Source organism: Streptomyces sp. NPDC085931, assembly GCF_044540565.1.
In the GTDB taxonomy this organism is placed as follows: Bacteria; Actinomycetota; Actinomycetes; order Streptomycetales; family Streptomycetaceae; genus Streptomyces.
In genome coordinates, this window is the sequence record NZ_JBITSK010000001.1 from 544526 (window position 1) to 569792 (window position 25267).

At 74.2% G+C, this 25267-nt stretch carries 23 protein-coding genes; 15 read left to right on the plus strand and 8 right to left on the minus strand.

The genetic code is table 11. The annotated features are described in order from the left end of the window. Positions 1–435 precede the first annotated feature (435 nt). Entirely contained in the window at positions 436–3297 is a 2862-nt protein-coding gene (locus ACIGAN_RS02300) for an ABC transporter substrate-binding protein (protein WP_399854492.1), read from the plus strand. A gap of 6 nt (positions 3298–3303) precedes the next feature. Here the strand turns inward: ACIGAN_RS02300 and msrB are convergent, their stop codons facing one another. The 4 genes from msrB to ACIGAN_RS02320 all read right to left on the minus strand — a co-directional run bounded on the left by msrB (position 3304) and on the right by ACIGAN_RS02320 (position 6746). Then, positions 3304–3711: a peptide-methionine (R)-S-oxide reductase MsrB gene (gene msrB / locus ACIGAN_RS02305; protein WP_365738496.1), complete on the minus strand. Its 408-nt coding sequence runs from the start codon at positions 3709–3711 to the stop codon at positions 3304–3306. Between the two features lie 14 nt (positions 3712–3725). Continuing rightward, positions 3726–5117, minus strand: a complete 1392-nt coding sequence (murC, locus tag ACIGAN_RS02310) for a UDP-N-acetylmuramate--L-alanine ligase (protein ID WP_399854493.1) — start codon at positions 5115–5117, stop codon at positions 3726–3728. Positions 5118–5219: 102 nt separating this feature from the next. Further along, on the minus strand, positions 5220–5693 hold the full coding sequence (locus ACIGAN_RS02315) for an indole-3-glycerol phosphate synthase (protein WP_365738500.1): 474 nt from the start codon (positions 5691–5693) through the stop codon (positions 5220–5222). A gap of 249 nt (positions 5694–5942) precedes the next feature. Next, positions 5943–6746 carry a pyrimidine reductase family protein gene (locus tag ACIGAN_RS02320; RefSeq protein ID WP_399854494.1) on the minus strand — a complete coding sequence of 268 codons (804 nt, stop codon included), beginning with the start codon at positions 6744–6746 and terminating at the stop codon, positions 5943–5945. Between the two features lie 37 nt (positions 6747–6783). Here ACIGAN_RS02320 and zapE point away from each other — a divergent pair, with 37 nt between their 5' ends. The 6 genes from zapE (at position 6784) to ACIGAN_RS02350 (ending at position 13174) form a co-directional block, all read left to right on the plus strand. Beyond that, positions 6784–7881, plus strand: a complete 1098-nt coding sequence (gene zapE, locus ACIGAN_RS02325; protein WP_399854495.1) for a cell division protein ZapE — start codon at positions 6784–6786, stop codon at positions 7879–7881. Between the two features lie 198 nt (positions 7882–8079). Continuing rightward, positions 8080–8508: a hypothetical protein gene (locus ACIGAN_RS02330; protein ID WP_365738506.1), complete on the plus strand. Its 429-nt coding sequence runs from the start codon at positions 8080–8082 to the stop codon at positions 8506–8508. Between the two features lie 81 nt (positions 8509–8589). Beyond that, complete coding sequence (locus ACIGAN_RS02335) at positions 8590–9171, plus strand: carbonic anhydrase (protein WP_399854496.1); 582 nt, start codon at positions 8590–8592, stop codon at positions 9169–9171. A gap of 14 nt (positions 9172–9185) precedes the next feature. Continuing rightward, on the plus strand, positions 9186–10679 hold the full coding sequence (locus ACIGAN_RS02340; RefSeq protein WP_365738510.1) for a SulP family inorganic anion transporter: 1494 nt from the start codon (positions 9186–9188) through the stop codon (positions 10677–10679). A 155-nt stretch (positions 10680–10834) separates the two neighbouring features. After that, a complete protein-coding gene (locus ACIGAN_RS02345; RefSeq protein WP_365088196.1) occupies positions 10835–11698 on the plus strand; it encodes a slipin family protein in 864 nt (287 codons plus the stop codon). A 90-nt stretch (positions 11699–11788) separates the two neighbouring features. Beyond that, entirely contained in the window at positions 11789–13174 is a 1386-nt protein-coding gene (locus ACIGAN_RS02350; protein WP_399854497.1) for a PhoX family protein, read from the plus strand. 240 nt (positions 13175–13414) lie between these two features. Here the strand turns inward: ACIGAN_RS02350 and ACIGAN_RS02355 are convergent, their stop codons facing one another. Together ACIGAN_RS02355 and ACIGAN_RS02360 are read right to left on the minus strand one after the other, a co-directional pair. Further along, entirely contained in the window at positions 13415–13900 is a 486-nt protein-coding gene (locus ACIGAN_RS02355; RefSeq protein WP_399854498.1) for an SRPBCC domain-containing protein, read from the minus strand. Continuing rightward, complete coding sequence (locus tag ACIGAN_RS02360; RefSeq protein ID WP_399854499.1) at positions 13897–14301, minus strand: ArsR/SmtB family transcription factor; 405 nt, start codon at positions 14299–14301, stop codon at positions 13897–13899. Before ACIGAN_RS02360 ends, ACIGAN_RS02355 begins: the two co-directional genes overlap by 4 nt. An 85-nt stretch (positions 14302–14386) precedes the next feature. Here ACIGAN_RS02360 and ACIGAN_RS02365 point away from each other — a divergent pair, with 85 nt between their 5' ends. From ACIGAN_RS02365 to ACIGAN_RS02395, 7 genes are all read left to right on the plus strand, one after another. Beyond that, entirely contained in the window at positions 14387–15904 is a 1518-nt protein-coding gene (locus ACIGAN_RS02365; protein ID WP_399854500.1) for an FAD-dependent oxidoreductase, read from the plus strand. Positions 15905–15947: 43 nt separating this feature from the next. After that, positions 15948–16127: a hypothetical protein gene (locus ACIGAN_RS02370; protein WP_344533922.1), complete on the plus strand. Its 180-nt coding sequence runs from the start codon at positions 15948–15950 to the stop codon at positions 16125–16127. Between the two features lie 108 nt (positions 16128–16235). Next, entirely contained in the window at positions 16236–16997 is a 762-nt protein-coding gene (locus ACIGAN_RS02375; protein WP_399854501.1) for a peptidyl-tRNA hydrolase, read from the plus strand. A 71-nt stretch (positions 16998–17068) separates the two neighbouring features. Continuing rightward, the gene (locus ACIGAN_RS02380) at positions 17069–17530 is read left to right on the plus strand and encodes a DUF7144 family membrane protein (RefSeq protein ID WP_365088204.1); all 462 of its coding nucleotides are present in this window, start codon (positions 17069–17071) and stop codon (positions 17528–17530) included. 284 nt (positions 17531–17814) lie between these two features. Then, on the plus strand, positions 17815–19284 hold the full coding sequence (locus tag ACIGAN_RS02385; protein ID WP_399854502.1) for a DUF692 domain-containing protein: 1470 nt from the start codon (positions 17815–17817) through the stop codon (positions 19282–19284). A 101-nt stretch (positions 19285–19385) separates the two neighbouring features. Beyond that, a complete protein-coding gene (locus ACIGAN_RS02390; protein WP_365738521.1) occupies positions 19386–20156 on the plus strand; it encodes a TIGR04222 domain-containing membrane protein in 771 nt (256 codons plus the stop codon). Positions 20157–20271: 115 nt separating this feature from the next. Further along, positions 20272–21873 carry an alpha/beta hydrolase gene (locus ACIGAN_RS02395; RefSeq protein WP_399854503.1) on the plus strand — a complete coding sequence of 534 codons (1602 nt, stop codon included), beginning with the start codon at positions 20272–20274 and terminating at the stop codon, positions 21871–21873. On the opposite strand, the gene hemQ is transcribed toward ACIGAN_RS02395, so the two are convergent. Both hemQ and hemG read right to left on the minus strand, forming a co-directional pair. Continuing rightward, positions 21874–22617 (minus strand): hydrogen peroxide-dependent heme synthase, encoded by a 744-nt coding sequence (gene hemQ, locus ACIGAN_RS02400; protein WP_365088209.1) that lies wholly within the window; start codon positions 22615–22617, stop codon positions 21874–21876. Between the two features lie 5 nt (positions 22618–22622). Next, positions 22623–24122 (minus strand): protoporphyrinogen oxidase, encoded by a 1500-nt coding sequence (hemG, locus tag ACIGAN_RS02405; RefSeq protein WP_365738527.1) that lies wholly within the window; start codon positions 24120–24122, stop codon positions 22623–22625. A gap of 158 nt (positions 24123–24280) precedes the next feature. On the opposite strand from hemG, the gene ACIGAN_RS02410 reads away from it, so the two are divergent. Continuing rightward, positions 24281–25261: a DUF4349 domain-containing protein gene (locus ACIGAN_RS02410; protein ID WP_399854504.1), complete on the plus strand. Its 981-nt coding sequence runs from the start codon at positions 24281–24283 to the stop codon at positions 25259–25261. Positions 25262–25267: the final 6 nt, after the last annotated feature.

The window sequence follows — 25267 nt, forward strand, 5'->3', positions numbered from 1 at the left end:
GGCGGAACTCCCGCCGCTGGGCGGGCAGTTGCCGGGCAGCCTGTCTCCCACGGCACCTTGACGTCCGCCGGACTCCTGACGCCGGACGCCGGGCGGCCGGAGTACGGGTGCCGGCGGGCCGACGTGCGGCGGGCCGGCGGAGTCGCGGCGCCCTGCGGACGCCGCACGTCCGCCCGGTGCGGGGCGCGCGCGTCCGGCGGCAGGGGGGAGCGCGTCCGCACCGGTGACGGGCACCGGGTCGCGCAGCCGGCCGAACCCGTCGTACGCCATCCCGGCCGCGGCGGGCGACCGGCGGAAACGTTCCGCTGGTTCCCGCGTCACCCACTCCCACCCCAGCCGCAGCGGTTAGCCTCGTAAGTCACCGAAGGTGAACGGGGGTTGCCCATGGTGAACGCCGATCGCACGCCGCCGGACTGCCCTGGGGGACATGACGGCATGCCGGAGAGCAGCGCCGGGGCGCATCTCCAGGACCAGCTCGAAGTGCTCATCCAGGACTTCCGCACGAGCACCGAGCCGCCCATGCCGGTGTTCGTCGTGCACGCGCAGGAGAGCGCCGACGACGACGCGGTGGCCGGGCTGGTCCGGCAGCTGTACACCGGTCAGGAGGCGCACGGCACGCGCTGCGCGGTGGTGCAGGACGCCTACGAGGGGCCCACGGAGGTGCGCCGGGCAGCGGCCCTGGTGCGGGCCCTGAGCGACCCGAAGAAGTGGGGCGGCCCGAGGGCGGTCTACCGGCGCTACGCGTTCCCGCGGCTGCGGCTGGTGCACGCCATCGACGACGCGGTCGCGGCACTCGGCGACAGCTGGCCCGCGCCCGCCCCGGGCAGCCCCGAGGCCGGCCAGGACCAGCGGCAGCTGCTGCTGAACCAGCTGGCCCAGCAGCGCTGGCGGCCGCGGAACGCCGCGCGCTGGCACTCCGGTCTGCCGCTGTTCGACATGGCGCACATCCTCCCGGCGAGCCTCGTCACCGTGCTGGCCGCGCTGCTGGCCCGCAGCGAGTGGTACGTGGCGGTGGGCGCCGGCCTGGTCTTCCTGCTGCTGCTGACCGTCCTCAACTACGTGCTGCCCGGCCGGGCGCCCATCTTCCTGTGGCTGCGCCGCGAGAGCCGCTGGTTCATGACGACGACCTTCCTGCGCGCGGCGGACCAGGACGAGCCCACCGAGGTCTCGCTGCTGCGCCCGGTGCGGTCCTGGAAGGCCATCGCCGCCCGGGCCTACGACGTCGCCGAGGCCCTCAAGGCGGGCGGCGACTTCCACCTCCAGCTGTGCGTGCTGGCGCTGCGGGAGGACCTGCGCGACAACCACCGCCGCTGGAGCTGGGACCTGCGCGGCTTCAAACGGCCCCGCCCGCCGATGCTGTTCCTGCCGCACGCCGACGCCCGCAACGGCGGCATCGAGCTGATCCGCGCCGTCAGCGACGTCCGCAGCCGGCGCAGCGAACTCGACCCGCTGCTGGTGGTGGCCGCGGTGCGCGCGCTCGACGTGCCGCGCCTGGAGCGCAGCGTGGTCCAGACGGCGCCCGACCCGGACCCAGTGCCGCCGAAGTTCGGCGAGCGGCTGCGCACCTGGTACCGGGAGTGGGCGCACAACCTGCGCGCCGAGCAGTCCCCCAGCCGGGAGCGGTCCGTCCTGCCCTGGGTGATGAAGATCCCGCTGCCGCACGACCAGCTCGGCCCCGTCGAGGAGCGCCGCCGGCATCTGCGCGCCTCCACCCGGCCGACGCTCGCCCGGCTGGTGTGGGCCCTGCACACCCTGGTCCTGGTGATCGCCGTGCTGGCCACCGGCACGGTGATGCGGTCCGACGCCCTGCACGACCGGTACTGCTCGGCATCCCTGCTCACCGCCAACCGCGACACCCGGCGCGCGACGGCGCCCGGCGGCGGCACGGAGTGCATCGGCATAGCGACCGACGGGGTCCGCTTCGCCGACTGGCTGCCGGAGCCCGCGCCCGGCGACGAGGTGGGGGCCCAGACGGCCGCCGGCGAGGACAGACCCTGGACGGTGGCCGAACTGGAGGACCGCATCGCCCGGCAGAACGCGGACGTCCTGGCCCGGCACCCCGGCCGGTACGTCACCGTCGTCTACGCCGGGCCGCTCAGCGCCGACCCGGCCGACGGTTCCTCGCTCGTGAAGGGCGCCGAGGAGCTGGCCGGCGTGTACCTCGCGCAGGCCGTCGTCAACGAGAACTCCAGCGTGAAGCTGCGCGTGCTGATCGCCAACGGCGGTGTGGACCTGCGGCACCAGGAGCGGATGGCCGAGGCGATCGCCGCGTACGCCGCGCACGACCCGACCGTGGTGGGCGTGATCGGCACCGGCCGCGATCTGAAGTCGAGCAGGGCCACCACCCGCACCCTGATGGAGGCCGGCCTGCCGGTCGTCTCCGGCACGAACTCCGCCACGTATCTGCCCCGCGAGTTCGCCAACTGGTTCAGCCTGGCCGCGACCGACGAGTGGCAGACCCGCCAACTGGGCCTGATAGCCGCCCAGTTGCGCACCCCCGGGCGTAGGCAGTACGCCCTGGTGCTGGCCCGCGACACGGCACGGACCGACGATCTGTACACCGACGAACAGGCCCGCTACGGCGGGGAGATGCTGCGCCGGCAGGGCTTCACCCTGCTCGACCGCCGCCGCTACGAGCTCAGCGGCGGCACGCCGGAACTGCGCTCGCACGCCCAGGAGATCTGCCGAGGCGAGCGGGTTCCGTCGGTGATCTACTTCGCCGGCCGGGTGGAGGACGTCGATCCGCTGATGACCCAGCTGGGCACCGAGCCCGGCTGCGCCCGCAGGCCCCTGGCCATCCTCACCGGCGACGACCTGTCCAAGGCCGACTTCACATCCGGCGGGCAGTCCGTGGCGCCGAAGGTCACGCTGTACCACGCGGCCCTCGCCGAACTGGAGAAGGCCGCCACCGGGACGGCCTTCTACCTGGACGCCGCCGAGCACCTGCCGGGCCTCGCGGGCCGCCGGCTGCGCTACGACAGCCCGGCCCTGGCCAGCGGCCAGACGGCCCTGGCCCATGACGCGACCCGGGCCCTGTTCTGGGCGGCCACCCGCGACGACCGGCCGCAGAGCCGCGCCTCGACCTGGGTCGACCTGCGCAACGTCAAGATCGAGGGCATGGCCACCGGCACCATCGACTTCACCCGCGCCCCGCTCTACGGCGACCGCACCGGGCACAGCATCGTGCTGAAGCAGGTGCGCCGCTCCCGCGACGGCACCTCCGAGGTCCACGTGCTGTGCCGCCGCACGGCCGGGGACACGGCACCCCTCACCCGCGAGGAGTGCCGGATCCGCTGAGCGCGCTCAGCCGGCGTCGGGCGTCAGCCGCAGCGCGATGCTGTTGATGCAGTACCGCTGGTCCGTGGGCGTGGGGTAGCCCTCGCCCTCGAAGACGTGCCCGAGGTGCGAGCCGCAGCGCGCGCACCGCACCTCGGTCCGCACCATGCCGTGCGAACGGTCCTCGATCAGCTCCACCGCGTCGGTGTCCTTCGGGTCGAAGAAGGACGGCCAGCCGCAGTGCGACTCGAACTTGGTGTCCGAGGTGAACAGCTCTGCTCCGCAGGCGCGGCAGGAGTAGACGCCCCGGGTCTTGGTGTCCGTGTACTCACCGGTGAAGGCGGGCTCGGTGGCCGCCTGGCGCAGCACGGCGTACTCGCCCGGGCTCAGCTCCGCGCGCCACTGCTCGTCCGGCTTCTCGACGTCGTACGGCATGAGCCTCCAGCCCCTCAGTTCGACAGACGGTCCAGGATCCGCGGGCCGAGGTCGGTGACGTCGCCCGCTCCCATGGTGAGAACGAGATCACCGGGCTTCGCCATTCCCGCGACGACCGAGGGGACCTCCGCCGTGTCGTGCACCGGCGTCACGTCCGCGCCCGCGGCCCGGGCCGCCTCGATGATCAGCTCGCTGGTGACGCCGGGGATCGGGTCCTCGCGGGCCGGGTAGATGTCGAGCACGACCGAGGCGTCCGCGAGGGCCAGCGCCTGCCCCATCTCCGTGCCGAGCTCCCGCGTCCGCGAGAACAGGTGCGGCTGGAAGACGACCAGGATGCGCGAGTCGCCCGCCGCCCCGCGCATGGCCTCCAGGTCGGCGGTCATCTCGGTGGGGTGGTGGGCGTAGGAGTCGATCACCTGCACGCCCGCGGCCTCGCCCTTGAGCTGCAGCCGGCGCTTGACGCCGGTGTACGCCGCGATGGCCCCGGCCAGCTCTGCGGCCGGGACACCGAGGGCCACGCCCGCGGCCAGGGCCGCGACCGCGTTGTGCGCGTAGTGCCGTCCGGGTACGGAGACCGCGAAGGTCAGCCGCTCGCCGTCGAGGTCGACGGTGACCTCGCTCCTGAGGCCTTGCGGCACCACGGACAGGATCCGCACGGAGGCGTCCGCGGACTCGCCGTAGGTCACCACCTTCACACCGCGTCCGGCGACCCGCCGGGTCAGCTCGCGGGCGCCCTCGTGGTCGGCGGCGATCACCAGCGTGCCGCCCTCGGTGATCCGGTCCACGAAGGTCTCGAAGGACTCGTAGATCTCGTCCATCGACGCGTAGTTGGCGTGGTGGTCGAGCTCGACGTTGAGGACGATGGCGACCTCGGGCGCGTACGTGTGGAAGCTGCGGTCCGACTCGTCGGCCTCGGCGACGAAGATCTCGCCCTCGCCGTGCAGCGCGTTGGAGCCGGGCGCGTCCAGGTCGCCGCCGATGGCGTAGGAGGGCTTCAGGCCCAGTTCGCTCAGCGAGACGGCCAGCATCGAGGTGGTGGTCGTCTTGCCGTGCGTGCCGGCGACCGCGATCGGGCGCAGCCCGTCCATCAGGGCGGCCAGCGCGTCGGAGCGGTGCACGACGGGGATGCCCAGCTCGGCGGCGCGGGCCAGCTCGGGGTTGTCCTGCCGGATCGCCGAGGAGACGACGACGCAGCTGGCGTCGTCGGCCAGGTGCGCGGCGGCGTGCCCGATGTGCACGGTCACGCCCAGCGCGCGCAGCGCCTCGGCCGTGGCCGACTCCTTGGCGTCGCTGCCCGCGACGACGGCCCCGCGCTGGGCGAGGATCTTGGCGATCCCCGACATCCCCGCCCCACCGATGCCGATGAAGTGCGGTCGGTCCATGGCGGTGGGAAGGCCGGGTGCCATGCGGTTCTCCAAGTACGGCGTGACGTCTGTGGGCGCCCCCACCTTATTTCAGTGGCGCAGCGGGCCGCGCCAACCCGGCACCCGGTCTCCCCCCGGGGGGAGCTAGGCCTTGCTGTGCGAGAACAGCTTCAGCACCGGCACCCCGACCTTGTGCCGGGCGCGCGAGGCCCAGTCCCGGTGGAAGAACTCCTCCACGTAGTGGGGGTCGGTCAGCACGATGACCTCGTCGGCCCGGACCTCCTCGACCAGGGACTTCAGCGCGTCCAGCGGATGGTCCTCGATCAGCCGGCCCTCCGCCGCGCTGCCCGAGGCCCGCAGCGCCGCCAGGGAGACCTCCAGGGCCCGCTGCCCGACGCTCAGGGCCTCCTCGCCCTCCGGCGTCTCCCCCTCCCGCACGGCCTCGTCGAGTTCACCGAGCGCCACGTCGTCGATGGCCCGCAGCAGACGGTCGGCCTGTTCACCGCGCGGCTGGAGCAGCACCTGGAAGGAGACCTCCTCCTCCCCGTGCAAGGTCGTGACGAACTCCACGTCGGCGGACGTCAGGGCCTTCTCGATCATCAAAACGCTAGTGAACACCAGACGCCCCTTCTGCTCCGGGGGCCTCGGCCCCACTCCTCCGTGGGCCGCGCCGGGCCCCGCGGAAACCATCCTGCCCGTGCACGCACGGGTTCTGCCGCAACCAGTGTGCCCTCCGGACCCGCAGCGGAACGGCATATGCCGCCGCTGAGCGGGCCCGGAGGCCACCGCGTCCTCTTCGGGTCCCGCCGGGGAACCGGATGCACCGGCCGCCGCCCCCTTGTACCCCGGGTCCGGCCCTTCAGTACGTCAGGCCCTGCCGTACCGGGTGAACAGGAAGCCGTCCTCCTCCAGCATCGACAGCAGCGAGAAGCGGTGCGGGACGGTGACGGCGGGCCCGCCGGCGATGCGCTGGGCGTCGCCCGCGGTGAGCATCGGGGAGAGGGTCAGGCACAGCTCGTCGAGGACGCCGGCCGCGACCAGCTGCCCCAGCAGCCGGGGCCCGCCCTCGGTCAGCAGGCGGGTGTGGCCGAGTTCGGCCAGGGCCGCCACGGCACGGGCGGGGTCCACGCCCATGCCGTCCCCGGCGACCACCACCCGCGCCCCGGCCTCCTGCGCGGCGGCGACGCGGTCCGGGGCGGCCGCGGCTCCGGTGAGGATCAGGGTGGGCACCAGGGGCGAGGTGAACAGCGGCAGCGAGAAGTCCAGGTCCAGGCCGGCGGAGACCACCGCGATCGCGGGCGCGGGCGCCTGCCCGGCCGCCTCGCGCAGCGCCGCGAACTCGGCCCGGGCGCGGGCCGGGCGGTAGCCCTCCCGCCGGACGGTCTCGGCCCCGACGACCACCACGTCGGCCAGGGCCCGCAGCGTGCCGAAGATCCGCATGTCGGCCGCGCTGGAGATGGGCTGCGAACGTCCGTCGTGCTGGGCGGCGCCGTCCAGCGTGGACACCATGTTCGCCCGCAGGTACGGCACCGCCCGTCCGGTGCCCGCCCCGGGATAGGCGTACGCGGCGGCCAGTTCGGCCAGGCTCCACTCCCGCCCGGCGCCCTCACCGGACGGGCCGTCCGGGGCCGGAGCTGCTGTTTCATCGGTCACAGGGAACAGGCGTCGCATGCGGTGCAGTGTTCCACGCGCCGTAGCATGGTGAACCGTGTCCTCTTCCCCCTCCCCGTCCGGAACCGGCCCCGTGACCGACCCGGCCCCGCTGTCGCTGTGCGCCCGTGAGCCGCACGTGCCCGCGGACCGCCTGGTCGCCGAGATGGTGCCGCCGCCGCGGTTCGACTCCGTCCGGTTCAGCACGTACATACCGGACCCGAACCAGCCCAGCCAGACCGAGGCCGTCCGGGCCCTGGAGGGCTTCGCGGCCGGCCTGGGCGGGGACGGCGGCGCGGGCAGGCGGCGGCTGTTCGGGTTCGGCAGGGCGGCGAAGAAGGCCCCGGCCGGTCCGCGCGGTGTCTACCTGGACGGCGGTTACGGCGTCGGCAAGACACACCTGCTGGCCTCCCTCTGGCACGCCACCCCGGCCGAGCCCGCGCTGAAGGCGTTCGGCACGTTCGTGGAGCTGACCAACCTGGTCGGCGCCCTGGGCTTCCAGCAGACCGTCCGGACGCTCTCCGGCCACCGCCTGCTGTGCATCGACGAGTTCGAGCTCGACGACCCCGGCGACACGGTCCTGGTGTCCACGCTGCTCGGCAAGCTGGTCGACGCGGGCGTCGCCCTCGCCGCCACCTCCAACACGCTGCCCGGCAAGCTCGGCGAGGGCCGGTTCGCCGCGGCGGACTTCCTGCGCGAGATCCAGGGCCTGTCGGCGCACTTCCGCGCCCTGCGCATCGACGGCGAGGACTACCGCCACCGCGGCCTGCCCGAGGCGCCGCCGCCGTACTCCGACGCACAGGTGACCGCGACGGCCCGCGCCACCGAGGGCGCCTCCCTCGACTCGTTCTCGACCCTCCTGGAGCACCTGGCCCGGGTCCACCCCAGCCGGTACGGGGCCCTGACGGACGGGATCAAGGCGGTGTGCCTCACCGGCGTGCGGCCCGTTCCGGACCAGTCGACCGCCCTCAGGCTGGTCGTTCTCGCGGACCGGCTCTACGACCGCGAGGTGCCCGTGATGGCCTCGGGCGTGCCGTTCGACCAGCTGTTCAGTGACGAGATGCTCAACGGCGGCTACCGCAAGAAGTACTTCCGGGCCATCTCGCGTCTCACCGCGCTGGCCCGCGACGCGGGCACGTTGCCGACGGGTCGGTGACCCCGCTTCCGTCATCGCCTCGACAGCCGTACGGGAAGGGCTGGTTCCGGCCAGCGCACCCACGGTTTTCAGGCTCTCTTCAGCTCGAAACGTTAAGTTAACCCTGCAAAGGACTTTGCAGGGTTAACGTGTTTCTTGACCAGCCGTTGACCAACGCTTGGTCAACATTAAACGTGCGCGGCGGCTGAAGGGGGGCGCATGCATCGAGGTACGACGGCACGGACCGTGGTCTCGCTCCTCGCCGCCGTCCTGCTCGCCCTCCAGTTCTTCGCACCGGCCGCATCCTTCGCAGCCGCGCACACATCGAGTAAGGCCGAGGCCAAGGCTCACTCCGGAACCAAGCCCTCCGGTACGGCCTCGCGCCCCGGCATCACGTTCTCCGGCCCGGCGCTGCGCGACGAGATCGTCACCTGCCGCGCCGGGCACCACGGGGACCCGACCGGTCCCCGTCGGACCCGCGACCGGTCCCACGCCGCCGACTCCGCGCCCTCGGCGCCCGATCGGCCGCTGTCCCGGCACACCCGGCCGGCGGCGGCCGAACCGGCCGGACCCGGTACCACGCACCGGCAGACGTCGAGATCCCCGGCGTCGCACACCCCTGCGGTCCTGCAGGTCTTCCGCTGCTGAGCAGCAGAGCAGCACCCCCCCCCACCTCTGTCATGCCCGTCCGACGCGCCCCCACTGCGCGCCAGGAGGAGTCACTCACTCATGCAGCCCCTCATCGACAACGCCCGCAAGTTCGGACAGCGCCCTGAGGAGTTCGCCCGCCTCGCCGAGGGCCAGTCCCCCGACGTCCTGTTCATCACGTGCTCCGACTCCAGGGTCGTACCGGCCCTGATCACGGGCGCCCGCCCCGGCGAGCTGTTCGAGCTGCGCACCGCGGGCAACGTCGTTCCCCCCTACGCCTCCGGCACCCCCACCGGCGAGGCGGCCACCATCGAATACGCCGTGCAGGTGCTCGGCGTCCGGCACATCGTGGTCTGCGGCCACTCCCACTGCGGCGCCGTCGGCGCGGTGGTGCGCCACGACGACCTCACCGCCGTGCCCGCCGTGCGCGACTGGCTGGCCCACGCGGCGGACGAGCCGAAGTGCTCCGACCCCGGCGACCCGACGGTCGCCGAGGCCGTACAGCACCATGTGCTCACGCAGTTGCTGCGGCTGCGGTCCTACCCGTGCGTCGACAAGCGCCTGGCAGCGGGCGAACTCCAGCTGCACGGCTGGTACTACGAGGTCCACACCGGCGTCGTGCGGGAACACCGCGCGCAGTCCGACACGTTCGAGACGCTCTGAGGGGGCCGAAGACCATGCTGTCCAAGTTCCCTCACCTGAGGCAGGACTTCCTCGCCTCCATCGTCGTCTTCCTGGTCGCGGTGCCGCTGTGCGTCGGCGTGGCCGTCGCCTCCGGTGTCCCCGCCGAACTCGGTCTCGTCACGGGCATCGTGGGCGGGATCGTCACCGGGCTGCTGCCCGGCAGCAGTCTGCAGGTGTCCGGGCCCGCCGCCGGCCTCACCGTGCTCGTCTTCGAGGCGGTCACCGAGTTCGGCGTGGCCGCGCTCGGCGTGATCGTGCTGCTCGCCGGGCTGCTCCAGCTCGCCATGGGCTTCCTCGGCATAGGCCGCTGGTTCCGGGCGATATCCGTCTCGGTCGTCGAGGGCATGCTCTGCGGCATCGGACTGGTGATCATCGCCGGTCAGATCTACGCGGCGGCGGGCCTGAAGGCACCGGACTCCGGCCTCGGCAAGATCGCGGGCCTGCCGGGGGCGTTCGTCGACGCGTTCGGCAGCACGAAGGCGCTGACCTCCCTCGCGATCGGCGCGGGCACCATCGCCGTCATCGTGCTGTGGACGAGGATGCCGAAGGCGGTGCGGACCGTGCCCGGCGCCCTCGCCGCGGTCGTCCTGGCCACGGCCGTCACGCTCGCCTTCGGCCTGCCCGTCGCCACCGTCCAGGTGGAGGGCCTGCTCGGCGTGGTCCAGCCGCCCGGGGCGGACGCCTTCGGCGAGCTGGCGAGCCCGGCCATCTGGGGGACGATCATCGCCTTCGCGCTGATCGCCTCCGCGGAGAGCCTGTTCAGCGCGGCCGCCGTGGACCGGCTGCACAACGGTCCGCGCACCGAGTACAACAAGGAGATGATCGCCCAGGGCGCGGGCAACACCCTGTGCGGTCTGCTGGGCGCGCTGCCGATGACCGCGGTCATCGTGCGCAGCTCCGCCAACGTGAGCGCGGGCGCCCGGACCAAGGCGTCCCGGGTGCTGCACGGCGTGTGGCTGCTGCTGTTCGCCGCCGCGATGCCGTGGGCGCTGGCGCTGATCCCGATTCCCGCCCTGGCCGGCATCCTCGTGCACGCCGGCTGGAAGCTGATCCCGTTCCGCCAGATCACGGCGCTGTGGCGGGCGCACAAGGGCGAGGCGCTGATCCTCGTCGTCACGGCCGTGTCGATCGTCGCGGTGAACATGTTCGAGGGTGTGCTCATCGGTCTGGCCCTGTCGGTCGTCAAGACCGCCTGGGAGGCCTCGCACCTCAAGCTGGAGGTCATCGACAAGGGCGCCGGCCCGATCCAGGTGTACCTGACGGGCAACGCGACCTTCCTGCGGCTGCCGAAGATCATGGACAGCCTGGAGGCGCTGCCACAGGACCGCCCGGTGGAACTCGACCTGTCGGGTCTGCACCACCTCGACCACGCCTGCCGCACGGCCCTGGAGAACTGGGCCGCACGCCACAGCGCGGCGGGCACCGAACCGGTGAAGGTCAAGGAGACCGAGGCGTCGCCGGAGAGCGAGAAGGTCGCCGCGGCCTAGCCGCACGCGGACGGTACCCGGTCCGGGGCGCGCGGCCGGCGCGCCCCGGACCCGGTGCGTCCGGCACCCGTCCGCCCGGGCATGGCCCCGGACCCCGCTCCCGGCATATCGTGACAGAAGTATCCACAACGGGGCCTCTGAGCGGGGAGGTCGGCATGGTCGAGGAGCTGATCGGGGCGGTGGCGGCGGTCTGTGCCGGCGGCGTGGTCTATCTGGCCGCGGCGGCGCGGGTCGTCAAGCAGTACGAGCGCGGGGTGGTCTTCCGGCTCGGGCGTCTGCACGGGGACGTGCGGCGGCCCGGATTCACCACCGTGATCCCGGGGGTGGACCGGATGCGCAAGGTCAACCTGCAGATCGTGACCATGCCGGTCCCGGCCCAGGAGGGCATCACCCGCGACAACGTGACCGTGCGGGTGGACGCGGTCGTGTACTTCAAGGTCGTGGACCCGGCGGCCGCGATCGTCAACGTCGAGGACTACCGCTTCGCGGTCTCGCAGATGGCCCAGACCTCGCTGCGTTCGATCATCGGCAAGAGCGAGCTGGACGACCTGCTGTCCGACCGGGAGAAGCTCAACCAGGGCCTGGAGCTGATGATCGACAGTCCGGCCGTGGAGTGGGGCGTGACCATCGACCGCGTCGAGATCAAGGACGTCTCCCTGCCGGACACCATGAAGCGCTCCATGGCCCGCCAGGCCGAGGCCGACCGGGAGCGGCGGGCCCGGCTGATCAACGCCGACGCCGAGTACCAGGCGTCCAAGAAGCTGGCCCAGGCCGCCCACCAGATGGCCGACACGCCTTCGGCGCTCCAGCTGCGGCTGCTGCAGACCGTGATGGCGGTGGCGGCGGAGAAGAACTCCACGCTGGTGCTGCCCATCCCGGTGGAGCTGCTGCGCTTCCTGGAGCGGGGCGGGCGCGAGGCGGGCGGCCAGGGCGCACCGGCACCGGTGGAGCAGGCCGTCGGCCGGGCGGAGCAGGCGCGGGACGCCATGGAGGAGTTGCGGCACGCGGTCGAGCAGTGACGCGCGCTACGCGCGTGGTTCCCGCCACCGGCACCAGGTGGTAGACACAGCGGGATCACAGTTCCTGTCCGCCAGCAGGAAGGTTGTCCCATGACCGGAACCGGCCGTACCGCCACCACCCGACGCCAGGTGCTCGCCACCACCGGGGCCCTGGGCCTCGGGATCGCGTTCTCCGGCGCCCTGTCCGAACTCTTCGCCGGCACCGCCGCCGCGCAGACCACCGGCCGTACCGGCTACGGCCCGCTGGTCCCCGACCCGAAGGGCGTCCTCGATCTGCCGGAAGGTTTCCGCTACCGGATCCTCTCCCGCGAGGGCGACCCGCTCCGCTCCGGGGAGGGCGCGGTCCCCTCCAACCACGACGGCATGTCGGCCTTCGGGGGCAGGGGCGGCCGGGTCCACCTCGTCCGCAACCACGAGAACCGCCACAACGGCAGAATCCCGGTGCCCGCCGTCGAGGGCCTCACCTACGACCCGGCCGGCAAGGGCGGCTGTACGGCCCTGACCCTGGACTCCCGCAACCACGTGGTGGCCGAGCGCGTCGCGATCGCCGGCACGGCCGTCAACTGCGCGGGCGGGCCCACCCCCTGGGGCACCTGGCTGACCTGCGAGGAGACCGAGGACAAGGCCGGCACCAACGGGTACGCCAAGGACCACGGCTTCATCTTCGAGGTCGATCCGGTCGACCCGCACCGCACCGGGGCCGTGCCGCTGACCGCGATGGGCCGCTTCCAGCACGAGGCGATCGCCGTCGATCCCGGGCGCGGCGTGGTCTACGAGACCGAGGACGCCTTCGAGCGGCCCTTCGGCCTCTTCTACCGTTTCCTGCCGGACCGCCCGCTGGGCGGCCGGGGTTCGCTGCGCGCGGGCGGCCGGCTGCAGGCCATGCGCGTGCCCGGGGTGCCCGACCTGTCCGCGGTCCAGGACATCGGCGCGGCGTTCGACCGCGTCGAGTGGGTGGACGTCCCCGATCCGCAGGCCGCGCAGACGCCGATCCGGTTGCAGGACTTCGGCCGCGGGGGCATCACCCACGCCCAGAAGCTGGAGGGCTGCTACTGGGGCGGCCGGTCGGTGTACTTCGTGTCGTCCTTCGCGCGCACCGGCGACGGTTCGGCGGCCGACCACTTCGGGCAGGTCTGGCGCTACGACCCCGAGCGCCGGCGGCTGACCCTGGTCGTCGTGTTCGGCCCGGACACCGACGTGCAACTGCCGGGCGAGTCCCCGGACAACATCTGCCTGGCGGCCGGCGGCGGTCTCATGGTCTGCGAGGACGGCAACGGCGCCCAGCACGTGTACGGCGTGACCCGGCGCGGCGAGGTCTACGCGATGGCCCGCAACCGCCAGAACATCGGCACCCCCGGGGAGCCCGAGTTCGGCGAGTTCGCCGGGGTGACCTTCTCGCCCGACGGCGACACGATGTACGTCAACTGCTACACGCCCGGCACCACGTTCGCGGTGACGGGCCCCTGGCGCCGGTAGCCGGCGCTCAGGATCCGGCCGGGGTGCGCGGCCCGGCGCCCCGCCGGATCATCGAGGCACACGACCGCGAGGGGGCCCGGTGACACACAGGGGGAGCACCTCGCTGCGGGACCGGCTGCGCCCGCCCGTCGGCGCACGCTGCTCCTGAGCACGTCCGGGAGCTGGATCCGCGCTGTCCGGAGACGGAGCTGGACGTGGCGGAGTGCCGGAGGCGGCTGCTTCGCTCCTGACCGGGCCGCCTCAGGCGGCCAGCAGGGCGTCGATCTGGCCGACGGCCTGCGTCAGGCCCTCCTCCATGCCCATCGCGACCAGCTGCTCCATCTGCTCGCGTGAGTCGAAGAGGGAGCGCATCTCCATGCGGGTGCCGCCCTCGCCCTCGGTGAGCCGGACGGAGACGGTCATGGTCGGCATGTCGTCCTTGGGCTTGCCGTCGTCGTCGGCGAAGCCGTCGGTGAACTCCAGGGCCGTCGGTTCGGTGACCGAGGTGATCCGCCACCAGCCGCGGTGCCGGTCGCCCTCCGGTCCGGTCATGAAGTAGGTGACCTCGCCGCCGGGGGTCAGGTCGTGCTCCTCCACCGTGGCCGGGTAGGTGGGCGGGCCCCACCAGCGCTCCAGCTGCCGGGGGTCGGCCCACAGCCGCCACACCCGCTCCACGGGCGCGGCGAAGTCGGCGACCAGGGTCAGGGTCAGGTGGTCGAGGTCCTTGTCGACACTGGTGACACTCATCTCTCGGGCCCTTCCGTCGTGTCGTTCGGTGCGGTCGCGGACGGCCCGGGGCGGGAGCCGCCGGTGCCGGGGTCCTCGGCGAGCAGCCGGGCCATCCGGTCCACCCGCCCGCGCCAGGCGGCCTCCAGCGCGTCGAGCGCCCGGCGGGCGCGGTCCACCGCGCCGGGGTCGGTGCGCACGAGCTGCTCGCGTCCGCTGCGCCGCTTGGTGACCAGCCCCGCCCGTTCCAGCACCGCCACGTGCTTCTGCACCGCCGCGAAGCTCATCGGATAGGCCTCGGCCAGCCGGGACACCGACAGCTCGCCGCTCACGCAGCGGCGCACGATGTCCCGGCGCGTGGTGTCGGCCAGGGCGTGGAACAGCCGGTCCACCGTCTCGTCACCCGACTCATCTACAACCATTTGGTTGTACGTTAGCCTTGCCGGCTCCCGCTGTAAAGCGCCCGCCCCGGCACTGACGCGGGCGCGCCGGGGTACTCGGGATCACATGAGCGAGAAGCAGCAGGTCAGCAGCTCGTACTGGCTCGACACGGCACCGGACGCCCGCCATCCGGCGCTGGCGGAGGACCTGGACGTCGACGTGGCGGTGATCGGCGCCGGAATCGCCGGACTGTGCACGGCGTGGGAGCTGACGCGCGCGGGCCGGAGCGTGGCGGTGCTGGAGGCGGGCCGGGTCGCGGCCGGCGTCACCGGGCACACCACCGCCAAGGTGACCGCCCTGCACTCCCTCGTCTACGACAAACTGCGCCGCACCCGCGGCCCCGAGGGCGCGCGGCTGTACGCCCGTTCCCAGTCCGAGGCGATCGAGCGCGCGGCGGGGATCGCCACGGAGCTCGGCATCGACTGCGACTGGGAGGCCAGGAGCGCGTACACGTACGCCCGCGACCCCGGCAAGGTCGAGGAGCTGCGGGCCGAGGCCCGGGCGGCCGCCGAGGCCGGGCTGCCCGCCGAGTTCGTGACCGAGACCGGGCTGCCCTTCGAAGTGGCGGGCGCGGTCCGGGTCACCGGGCAGGCCCAGTTCCATCCCCGCAAGTACCTGCTGGCCCTCGCCGCCGACCTGGTCGAGGGCGGCGGCCGGATCTTCGAGGACACCACCGTCCTCGGCCTGGACGAGGGCGAGCCCTGCCGGCTGTCGACCGCGGCCGGGGCGACGGTCCGGGCCCGGGACGTCGTCGTCGCCACGCACTACCCGATCTTCGACCGGGCCCTGCTGTTCGCCCGGCTCACGCCGAAGCGCGAGCTGGTCGTCGCCGGGACCATCCCCGCCGGCCAGGACCCGGGCGGCATGTTCATCACGCCCGACGAGAACACCCGCTCGGTGCGCACGGCGCCCTACGACGGGGACCGGCGCCTGCTGATCGTCACCGGTGAGCACTTCACTCCGGGCACGGGCGACACCCGGGAGCGGCTGGAACGCCTCACCGCCTGGGCCACCGGGCACTTCCCCGGCCTGGACGTCACCCACCGGTGGGCCACGCAGGACAACACCCCCACCGACACCGTCCCGATGGTCGGCCCGCTGCACCCGGGCGCCCGGCACTCCTACGTGGCCACCGGGTTCGGCGGCTGGGGCATGACCGGCGGCATCATGGCGGGCCGCCTGCTCGCCGCGCAGATCACCGGCGAGGAGTGCGAGTGGAGCGGGCTGTACGACCCGCGCCGGGTGAAGCCGGCCGTGCGCGAGGCGCCGTCGTTCCTCAAGACGCAGGCCAAGGTGGCCGGGCACTTCGTGGGCGACCGGCTGCGGCCCTCGCCGCCGCTGGAGTCGCTGCCGCCGGGCGAGGGTGCCGTGGTCCGTGCCGACGGCCACCGCGTCGCCGTCTACCGGGACGACGACGGGGCCCTGCACGCCGTCTCCGCCCGCTGCACCCACCTGGGCTGCCTGGTCGACTTCAACGCCGCCGAGCGCGCCTGGGAGTGCCCCTGCCACGGCTCCCGCTTCGACACCGACGGCAAGGTGATCCAGGGCCCGGCGACCAAGCCGCTGGAACGGCGGGACATCTGAGCGGGCCGTGGGCGCACGGCCCCGACCGGCCTAGGCTGGAGACATGAGCGAGGACGACTACTGCCTGATCGACGCGGCCAGGCCGCCCCGGGCGGAGGGGCCGCCGTACGCGGAGTGTGTGCTGTGCCGGGAGCCGACGGAGTATCCCGAGTCGTACAAGGGCATCACGCTCTGCCCGGTCTGCGAGTGGCAGGAGGCCCAGCGCACGGCCTGCTCGGGCTGAGAGAACGCGGGCCTGCTCGGGCTGAGAGAACGCGGGACCGGTGACGGCCGTGGCCCGCGGCCGCCCGGGCCGGACCGCCGCGATCTTCCGGCTGGCACACTGGGACGCGTGAGCGAAGACCAGACGCCCGTGCACGACAGCCCCTTCCGGTCCGACCCCTCGGCGCGCGACGCGGCACAGCAGTTCGTGCTGCCGCTGGTGGTGCGGATCGAGCGGGCGGACCCGCCGGCGCGGACCGACGCGCTGGAGACGGCCGCGCGGGCCGTCCTGACGATCCTGGCCGACGAGCGCTCGGCCGGCGACGGCGCGTGGGCACAGGCGATGCGGGACTGGCAGGACGCGCGGATCCGCAAGGTGGTGCGCCGGGCGCGCGGCGCCGAGTGGCGGCGGGCCGAGGCCCTGCCCGGCATCACGCTCACCGGCACGTCGGCCGAGGTGCGGGTCTTCCCGCCGGTGCCGCTGGACGGCTGGCCCAAGGACCTGGCCCGGCTCCAGGTCTCCGGCACCGACCTGGACGACCCGCAGGAGCCGGGGGACGCCGACCCGGCCGCGCCCGTGCTCTGGCTCAACCCCGAGCTCGGCATGTCGGCGGGCAAGGCGATGGCCCAGGCCGGGCACGCCGCCCAGCTGGCCTGGTGGGAGCTGTCCGACGCGCAGCGCACCGCCTGGCGCGAGTCGGGCTTCCCGCTCGCCGTGCGGACGGCCGACCCGGCCCGCTGGCCGCACCTCACCGGCAGCGGACTGCCGTTGGTGCGGGACGCCGGGTTCACGGAGATCGCGCCCGGCTCCTGCACGGTCGTCGCGGACCACCCGGCGCTGCGCCGGGAGCCGTACGCGGCCGGCGGCCCGGCGTCCACCCGTTCGGAGTAACCGCGGGCGCGGCGGTCACGGACGAGTGCTCCAGTGGGGTTACCAGACAACCCCGACCCCAGGAGGCAGCCATGTCCAGCACCGCGCCCCCTCCCCCCGCCCCGCCCGCCCACGACGACCGCAGATCCGGCGGGGGCGGCCCGGGCGGTTCCGCTGACTCGTGGGCCTCCGGGGGCCTCGCCCTCGGCGGCACCCTGATGGTCGTCTACGGCCTCTTCGCCGTGCTGCAGGGCATCGCGGCGATAGCCGACGACGAGGTGTACACGAGCTTCGGCGACTACGTCTTCGAGTTCGACCTGACCGCGTGGGGCTGGATCCACCTGATCGTCGGCGTGCTGGTGGTGGCGGCCGGGTTCGGCCTGTTCACCGGTGCCACCTGGGCCCGGATGGTGGGCGCGGTCGTGGTCGGGCTCGCGCTGATCGCGAACTTCATGTGGCTGCCGTACCAGCCCTTCTGGTCGATCATCATGATCGTGACCGGTCTGTTCGTCCTGTGGTCGGTGTTCAACTACCGCTCCACTCGCGCCGTCTAGAGCCTCCCCGGCCTCCCCGGGCTCAGGGGCCGGCGGGCGCGGGTCCCGCTCGGCGACCGGCGGCGGGAAGCGGGCCGTGCCGACGTCCCCCACCAGGGCACCGGCTCCGGCCCGCGGCCGCTCCGGCCCACGACGCCTCGCGGGGCGGCGCGACGCCGCGGGCTCCGCCGGTGGGCGCGAACCTCAAATGTTGCTCTGAAGGCGGCCCGTGCGGGGTTCGGCGGCGGGCGGCTGGGCCATACCCCCCTCACCTTCGGGGAGCGGACCGGGTGGAGGAGGGGACGATGGAGCGACTGGGGACGGGCATCGGATGGCGGCCGGAGATCGCGGACGCCGTGGAGCACATGCCCGGGATCGACTGGGTCGAGGCCGTGGCCGAGAACATCTGCCCCGGGCACCTGCCCGACTCGCTGCGGCGGCTGCGCGAGCGCGGGGTCACCGTGGTGCCGCACGGGGTATCCCTGGGCCTCGGCGGTGCGGAGCGGCCCGACGAGGGCCGGCTGGCCGCACTGGCGGAGCGGGTGGCGCTCCTGGGCTCGCCGCTGGTCACCGAGCACATCGCGTTCGTCCGGGCGGGCGGCGCGCTGACGGCGTCCCCGCGGCTGGAGGCGGGCCATCTGCTGCCGGTGCCGCGCACCCGGGACGCGCTGGACGTGCTGTGCGAGAACGTGCGGATCGCGCAGGACGCGCTGCCGGTGCCGCTGGCCGTGGAGAACATCGCGGCGCTGATCTCGTGGCCGGCCGAGGAGATGACGGAGGGCCAGTTCCTGTACGAGCTGGCGGACCGTACGGGTGTGCGGCTGCTCATCGACGTCGCGAACCTGCACACCAACCACGTCAACCGCGGCGAGGACCCCGCCAAGGCCCTGGCGGAGCTGCCCCTGGAGGCCATCGCCTACGTCCATGTCGCGGGCGGTTTCGAGCGCGACGGCGTCTGGCACGACAGCCACGCCCACCCCGTGCCGCGGCCGGTCCTCGACATCCTGACCGACCTGGCCTCCCGCGTCCGGCCTCCGGGCGTCCTGCTGGAACGGGACGAGAACTTCCCGGAACCGGCGGAACTGCGGTCCGAGCTGGCCGCGATCCGCAGGGCCCTGGAGACGGGGGCGGTGGAACGCGTGAAGACGGAGATCCGCAAGACGCTCCACCCGGCGCCGGGGCGCACCGGGAACCCGACCGTCGCCCTGCACGACCTCGCCGGGGCCGGGGCCGAGAGGCCCGAGGCGGGTGCGGAGGTGCCCGGGGCAGGCACGGCTGCGGGCGCGGCCGTCCTGCGGCCGGGCGACGAGACCGGGGCGGCCGAGGCGACACGGGGCGCCTTCGGCCTGCCCCACCCCCGGGACGCGCGGCAGCGGGTCGGGCTCGCTCAGGCGGCGCTGCTGTCGGCGCTGGTGGCCGGGACGCCCGTGCCGGAGGGGTTCGACCGGGTGCGGATCGGCGTGCAGGCCCGGGCGCTCGCGGCGAAGCGGGCGGACGTCGTCGCGAAGGTCGCGCCCGAACTGCCGGTGATCCTGGGCCCGGAGTACCGCCCGGCCTTCCTCGGCTACGCCCAGACGACCCCCCTGACCGGCGGCTACCGGCGCGACGCCCTCACCTTCGCCGAGCACCTGCTGACCGCCGGCCGGCCCGGGGACGCGCAGGCCCGGCGGGAGCTGAGGGAGTGGTGGCTGGAGCGCTCGGGCCCAGCACCGCGCTCCGCGCGGCCCGTCCGCCGGCTGGCCCGCGCGACACGCAGGGTGCTGCTCCGGCGCTGAGGCCCCGGGCAGTGAAACGGAACGTCACATACCGACAACACTCCGTGCGGATCGTGACCGGGGCATGGTGCTCGCGCAACCGTGTCACATACAAACAACATATGCTCTGGGTTCTTTTCCTCCTGGCGGCCTGGGCCGTGGCCGGTACGGCGTGCACCCGTCTGTGCCTGGCCGCCGTACGGGCCGCGGCCGGTGACACCGACACCGGCCGGATCCGTGAACTCACGCTGTACGAGGCCGCGTTCCTCTCGGGCGGACCCCGGCGGGTCGCCGACGTCACCCTGGTGGCCATGGCACGCCAGCGGCGCCTGCTGCTGGCGCACACCGGCTGGGCGACGGTCGTCGATCCGCGCGGACGCGACGAGATGGAACGGTCGGTGATCGGGGCCATCGGTCCCGAGGGGCAGTGCCGTATCGCGCCGGTGCGCTCCACCGCCGCCGCCGCGGACGCGGTGCGCGGGATCGCCGACGGGCTGGTGCGCGCGGGGCTCGCCGTGCCCGACAGCGCCCGTACGACGGTCGCGGCGGCGGTCCGTCAGGTGCGCGGGGCGGCCGTCGCCGTGCTGGTCCTCGGCGTGGCCGCCCTGCTGACCCCGCTCCCGCCGGACATGCCGCGCCACCTGGTCGCCCTGTGGTTCGCGCTGCCGCTCGCGCTGGTGCTGAGCTGCCTGGCCGTGGCACGCATCGAGGTCCACCCGTACTCGCGCTGGGCCTCCCCGGCCGGCCAGCGGCTGCTCGGCTCCCTGGCCCGCACCGCGGACGGCGACGCCGACGACCGTACGTACCTCACCTCGGTGGCGGTGCGCGGTGTCAGCGCGATCGGCGAGCCCGGTCTGCGCGCCGCCTTCACCCGGCGCGGGGCGCGCGACTGAGCCGGCGGGGGCGCGCCGGGGGCATCGGCGCCGACACCGGCGGACGGTGCTTGCCTTCCCCGCGCCGCGCACGAAACATCCCTTGCGTCGCCACCGTGCAGCGAAGGGACACCCGATGCGAGCCGCCCTCCTCTACTCGGCCGCGGGGTCCCTGCTGCTGAGCGCCCTCACCGCCGTCCCGGACACCGAGGACCGGACCGGGGCCGCCGAGCTGCGCGGCACGGCGGTGGCCGCGGCCCGGGCCCAGGCGGCCGGGATCGACTTCGGCCCGTGCCCCGACGCGGAGGACCTGCCCGGCGGCATGCGGTGCGGCACGGTGAAGGTGCCGCTGGACTACGCCCGGCCGGACGGCCGGCAGATCGAACTCACCGTCAGCCGCGCCCGGGCCACCCGCAAGGACCCGCACGGCGCACGGGAGGTGCTGCGCCAGGGCAGCCTGGTGTACAACCCCGGCGGGCCCGGCGCCACCGGCCTGTACTTCCCGCTCATCGGCCTGCTCCCCGAGTGGAAGCGCATCGCGGCCGCCTACGACCTCGTCGGCTACGCCCCGCGCGGGGTCGCCCCCTCGGCTCCTCTGTCGTGCAAGGACCCGGAGAAGTTCCTCAAGGGGCCCACGCAGGCGCCGACGCACCCCACCGAGGCCTACAAGAAGGAACGCCGCGTCCAGGCGGAGGCGTACGCCCGGGGCTGTGCCGAGCGCGCCGGCGACGCGCTGCGCCACTACCACTCGCTGAACAACGCCCGCGACCTTGACGTGCTGCGCGCCGCGCTCGGCGAGCCGCGGCTGACGTTCCTGGGCTCCTCGTACGGCACGTACTTCGGGGCCCTGTACGCGACGCTGTTCCCCGGGCACGTGCGGCGCATGGTGTTCGACTCGGTGGTCGATCCCGACCCGGAGCGGATCTGGTACCGCAACAACCTCGCCCAGTCGGCCGCGTTCGAGCACCGCTGGCGCGACTTCCGGGAGTGGATCGCCCGCCACCACGGCGTGTACGGACTGGGCCGGACCGCGCGGGAGGTGCTGCGCAGCTACGAGCGGGCGAGCGCGCGCCTGGCCGCCGAGCCCGCGGGCGGCAAGGTCGGACCGGGGCAGTTGCAGGGGGCGTTCCTGCAGGCCGGGTACTACGACGACCTGTGGCCGCACCGGGCGCGCGCGCTGTCGGCGTATCTCGCGGGCGACCCGCGCCCCCTGGTCGAGCAGGCGGAACAGCACCCCGAGGCGGCCGTGGAGGCGGAGAACTCCCGGGCGGTGTACGTGGCCGTGGAGTGCAACGACGCGTCCTGGCCGACGGACTGGGAGGTGTGGGACCGGGACAACACCCGGCTCGCCCGGGTGGCGCCCTTCGAGACCTGGGACAACGTGTGGACCAACCTGCCCTGCGCCTCCTGGCCGGCGCCCCGGCAGCGGCCGCTGGACGTCGGGGCCGGGCCGGGCGAGCTGCCGCCGACCCTGATCCTGGCCGCCGAGCGGGACGCGGCCACGCCGTACCGCGGTGCCCTCGAACTGCGCCGGCGGCTGGCCGGTTCGGTGCTGGTGACCGAGCGGGACGCCGGGGCCCACGGCCTCGCGGGCGGGCCGAACGCCTGCGTCAACGGGCACATGGAGGCGTACCTGCTGGACGGGCGGCTGCCCGGACGGCGTGCGCACTGCGCGCCGCACGCCGAGCCCGGGCCGGCGGCCCCGGGCGGAGCCAGGGCCGGCGAGCGCGTCCGCTGATCAGGCCAGACCGGCGACCAGCTCGGCGACGTCCTTGCGGCGGCCGGTGAAGAACGGCACCTCCTCGCGGACGTGCCGGCGGGCCTCCGAGGCGCGCAGGTGACGCATGAGGTCGACGATGCGGTACAGCTCGTCGGCCTCGAAGGCGAGGATCCACTCGTAGTCGCCGAGGGAGAACGAGGCGACGGTGTTGGCGCGCACGTCCGGGTAGCCGCGGGCCATCTTGCCGTGGTCGGCGAGCATGCGGCGGCGGTCCTCGTCGGGCAGCAGGTACCAGTCGTAGGAGCGCACGAAGGGGTAGACGCTCACGTAGTCGCGGGGCGTCTCGTCGGCGAGGAACGCCGGGATGTGCGAGCGGTTGAACTCGGCGGGGCGGTGCAGCGCCATGTTCGACCAGACCGGCTCCAGGGCGCGGCCGAGCCTCGTGCGGCGGAAGAGGTTGTACGCCTCCTGCAGCGCGTCGCTGGTCTCCGCGTGCCACCAGATCATCAGGTCGGCGTCGGCGCGCAGGCCGGAGACGTCGTACGTGCCGCGGACGGTCACGTCCTTCGCGGCGAGCTGGTCGAACAGCTCCTGGACCTCGTCGGCGTACCCGGAGCGGTCCTCGGGTAGCACGTCCTTCAGTCTGAAGACGGACCAGAGCGTGTAGCGGATGACCTCGTTGAGGTCCTTGGCCAGCTTGCCCTTGTTCGGGATGCGGTCGGGCGCGGTGCCGGAGGGCGTGGTGGAGGCGTCGTCACTCATGCTCCTCATTCTCCCGCTCCGCCGTGCAGGCTCTGCACCGGGTGGGCGGTGAGCTCCTGCACACCCCGCAGGTCGCCGTGGATCTGGTCGACGGCCGCGTAGGCGCTCGCGACGCAGGCCGGGATGCCGACGCCGTCGTACGGGGCGCCGCAGACGGCGAGCCCGGGCAGCCGGGCGACGTGCTCGCGGATGCGGGCCACGCGCGCGTGGTGGCCGACCGGGTACTGCGGCAGGCCGTCGTCCCAGCGGGTGACGAGCGTGGCGACGGGAGTGGCGTCCAGGCCGGTCGCGGCCTTCAGGTCGTGCCGGGAGACCTCGGCCAGCTCGCCGTCGTCGCGCCGGAGGATCTCCGTCTCGCCGTGGCGGCCCACGGAGGTGCGCAGGACGACCAGGTCCGGGTTCTCCTCGGCGATCCAGCCCCACTTCTGCGAGGCGAACGTGGACGCCTTGACGGTGCGCCCGTCCACCGGCGGCACGAGGAAGCCGCTGCCCTCGGGCAGGTCCGTGTCGGCACGGCGGTAGGCGAGGGTGACCAGGGCCATGGAGGCGTACTCGACGGTGTCGAGCCCGGCGGCGGCCCCGGGGCTCTCGGCCCGCAGCAGCCGGGCGGCGGCGGGGGCGGGCACGGCGAGCACCACCGCGTCGGCCTCCAGCACCCGGTCACCGGCGACCACCCGCCACAGCCCGGGCGACGCGCCCCCGCCCGGCCCGTGACCGCCCGGCCGCGGTGCCTGCCTGCGCAGCTCCGTCACCTCGGCGCCGGTGACGATCTCGCCGCCGCGGGCCCGGACCGACTCGGCAACCGCCAGGGGCAGGCTGCCGACACCGCCGCGGATGCCCATGAACACCGGGCCGGTCTGCCGCGCGGCGGCGGCCCGGGCCTGGATCTCGCGGACGCCCTCGGTGAGGGAGGCGTGGGTGCGGGCGGCCTCGAAGAGCTGCGGGACGGCCGAGCGCATCGAGATGCGGTAGGCGTCGCCCGCGTACACCCCGCCCAGCAGGGGCTCCACCAGCCGGTCGACGACCTCCCGCCCGAGGCGCGCGGCCACGTACTCCCCGACGGCCACGTCGTCCCCGACCGGTGTGCGCGCCAGCTCGGCGTCGCGTTCGATCCGGGCGAGGCCCTCCTCGGACAGCACCCCGGACAGGGCGGCCGCGGTACCGGGCACGCCCATCACATGGCCCTTGGGCATGGGGCGCAGGGCGCCGCGGGTCCACAGGGAGGCCGTCGCGGTCGCGGGCGGCTGCAGGCGGTCGGCGAGGCCCACCTCGCGCGCGAGCCCCACCGCCTCGGGCCGGCGGGCGAGCATCGACTCGGCGCCGAGGTCCACCCGGGCGCCCGCGATCTCCCCGGGCAGCAGCTTGCCGCCGACCCGGCCGGAGGCCTCCAGCACGGTCACCCGTGCCCCCCGCTCCAGCAGCCGGTGCGCGGCGGCCAGCCCCGCGATGCCCGCCCCTACGACGACGACCTGCCCCGTGCCCCCACGACCCTGAACTTCGCGCATGGCCCCAGCCTCTCAGACCCCGCGGGCGGCGCCGCCGCGCCCCGGTGTCCGTCGCGAGTCCCGACCGTGACCGCATCGGAACCGTCCCGGGCCAAACGTCCGGCGCGGTTCGCGCGTCGAAGAAGCGTCAGCAGAATCGACCCTCGGGGGATGCCCGCATGCGCACACGACGATCCACCCGCCGCCCCGCCCCGGCCGTGGCGGCCCTCCTGCTGGCCGCCGCCCTCGCGCTCACCGGGTGCAGCGGCGCCGGCGACGACTCCGCCGGGAGCACGGCCGCCGACCGCGGTCTCGCCCATGACGGTGGCGGGGCGAAGGAGGCCGCGCCCGGCGGCACCGGAAGCGGCGCCCGGGCGACCGCGCCGGCGAAGCTGCCCACGCAGCGCATCATCCGCACCGCCTCGCTGACCGTGCAGGTCAAGGACGTCCCCAAGGCCCTGGACCACGCCCGCGCGAGCACCGAGAACGCGGGCGGCTACATCGGCGACGAGACCACCACCCGGGACGAGGAGGGCCGCGAGCGCACCCGGGTCGTGCTGCGCGTGCCGGCCGAGAAGTACGACGCCGTCCTGGCCGGCCTGGAGGGCGCCGGCAAGCTCCTGGACCGCAGCGCGAAGGCCGAGGACGTCACCGACCAGGTGGTGGACGTGGAGAGCCGGATCACCTCGCAGCGGGCCAGCGTGGCCCGGATCCGGGAGCTGATGGACCGGGCGACCCGGCTGAGCGACGTGGTGACCCTGGAGGGCGAGCTGAGCACCCGGCAGGCCGACCTGGAGGCGCTGCTCGCCCGGCAGGCGTCCCTGAAGGAGCGCACGAGCCTGGCCACCATCACCCTGACGCTGTCCGAGACGCCGGTGGAGAAGGAGGCCAAGGACGACGACCCGGGGTTCCTGGACGCGCTCGCGGGCGGCTGGCACGCCTTCGTGACGATGCTGCGCTGGCTCGCGGTCGTGCTGGGCGCCGTCCTGCCGTTCGCGGCGGTGGCGGCCCTGCTGGCGCTGCTGTGGCTGCGCGTCGTGCGTCCCCGGCTGCCGCGCCGGCCCCGGCCGGCGCCCGCGGCGGCCACGCCGGGCCCGCTGCCGACGGCCCGCCCGGCGCCGGAGGCGGCGCAGCCGCGGACCCCGGGCGAGCGGGACTGAAATGCC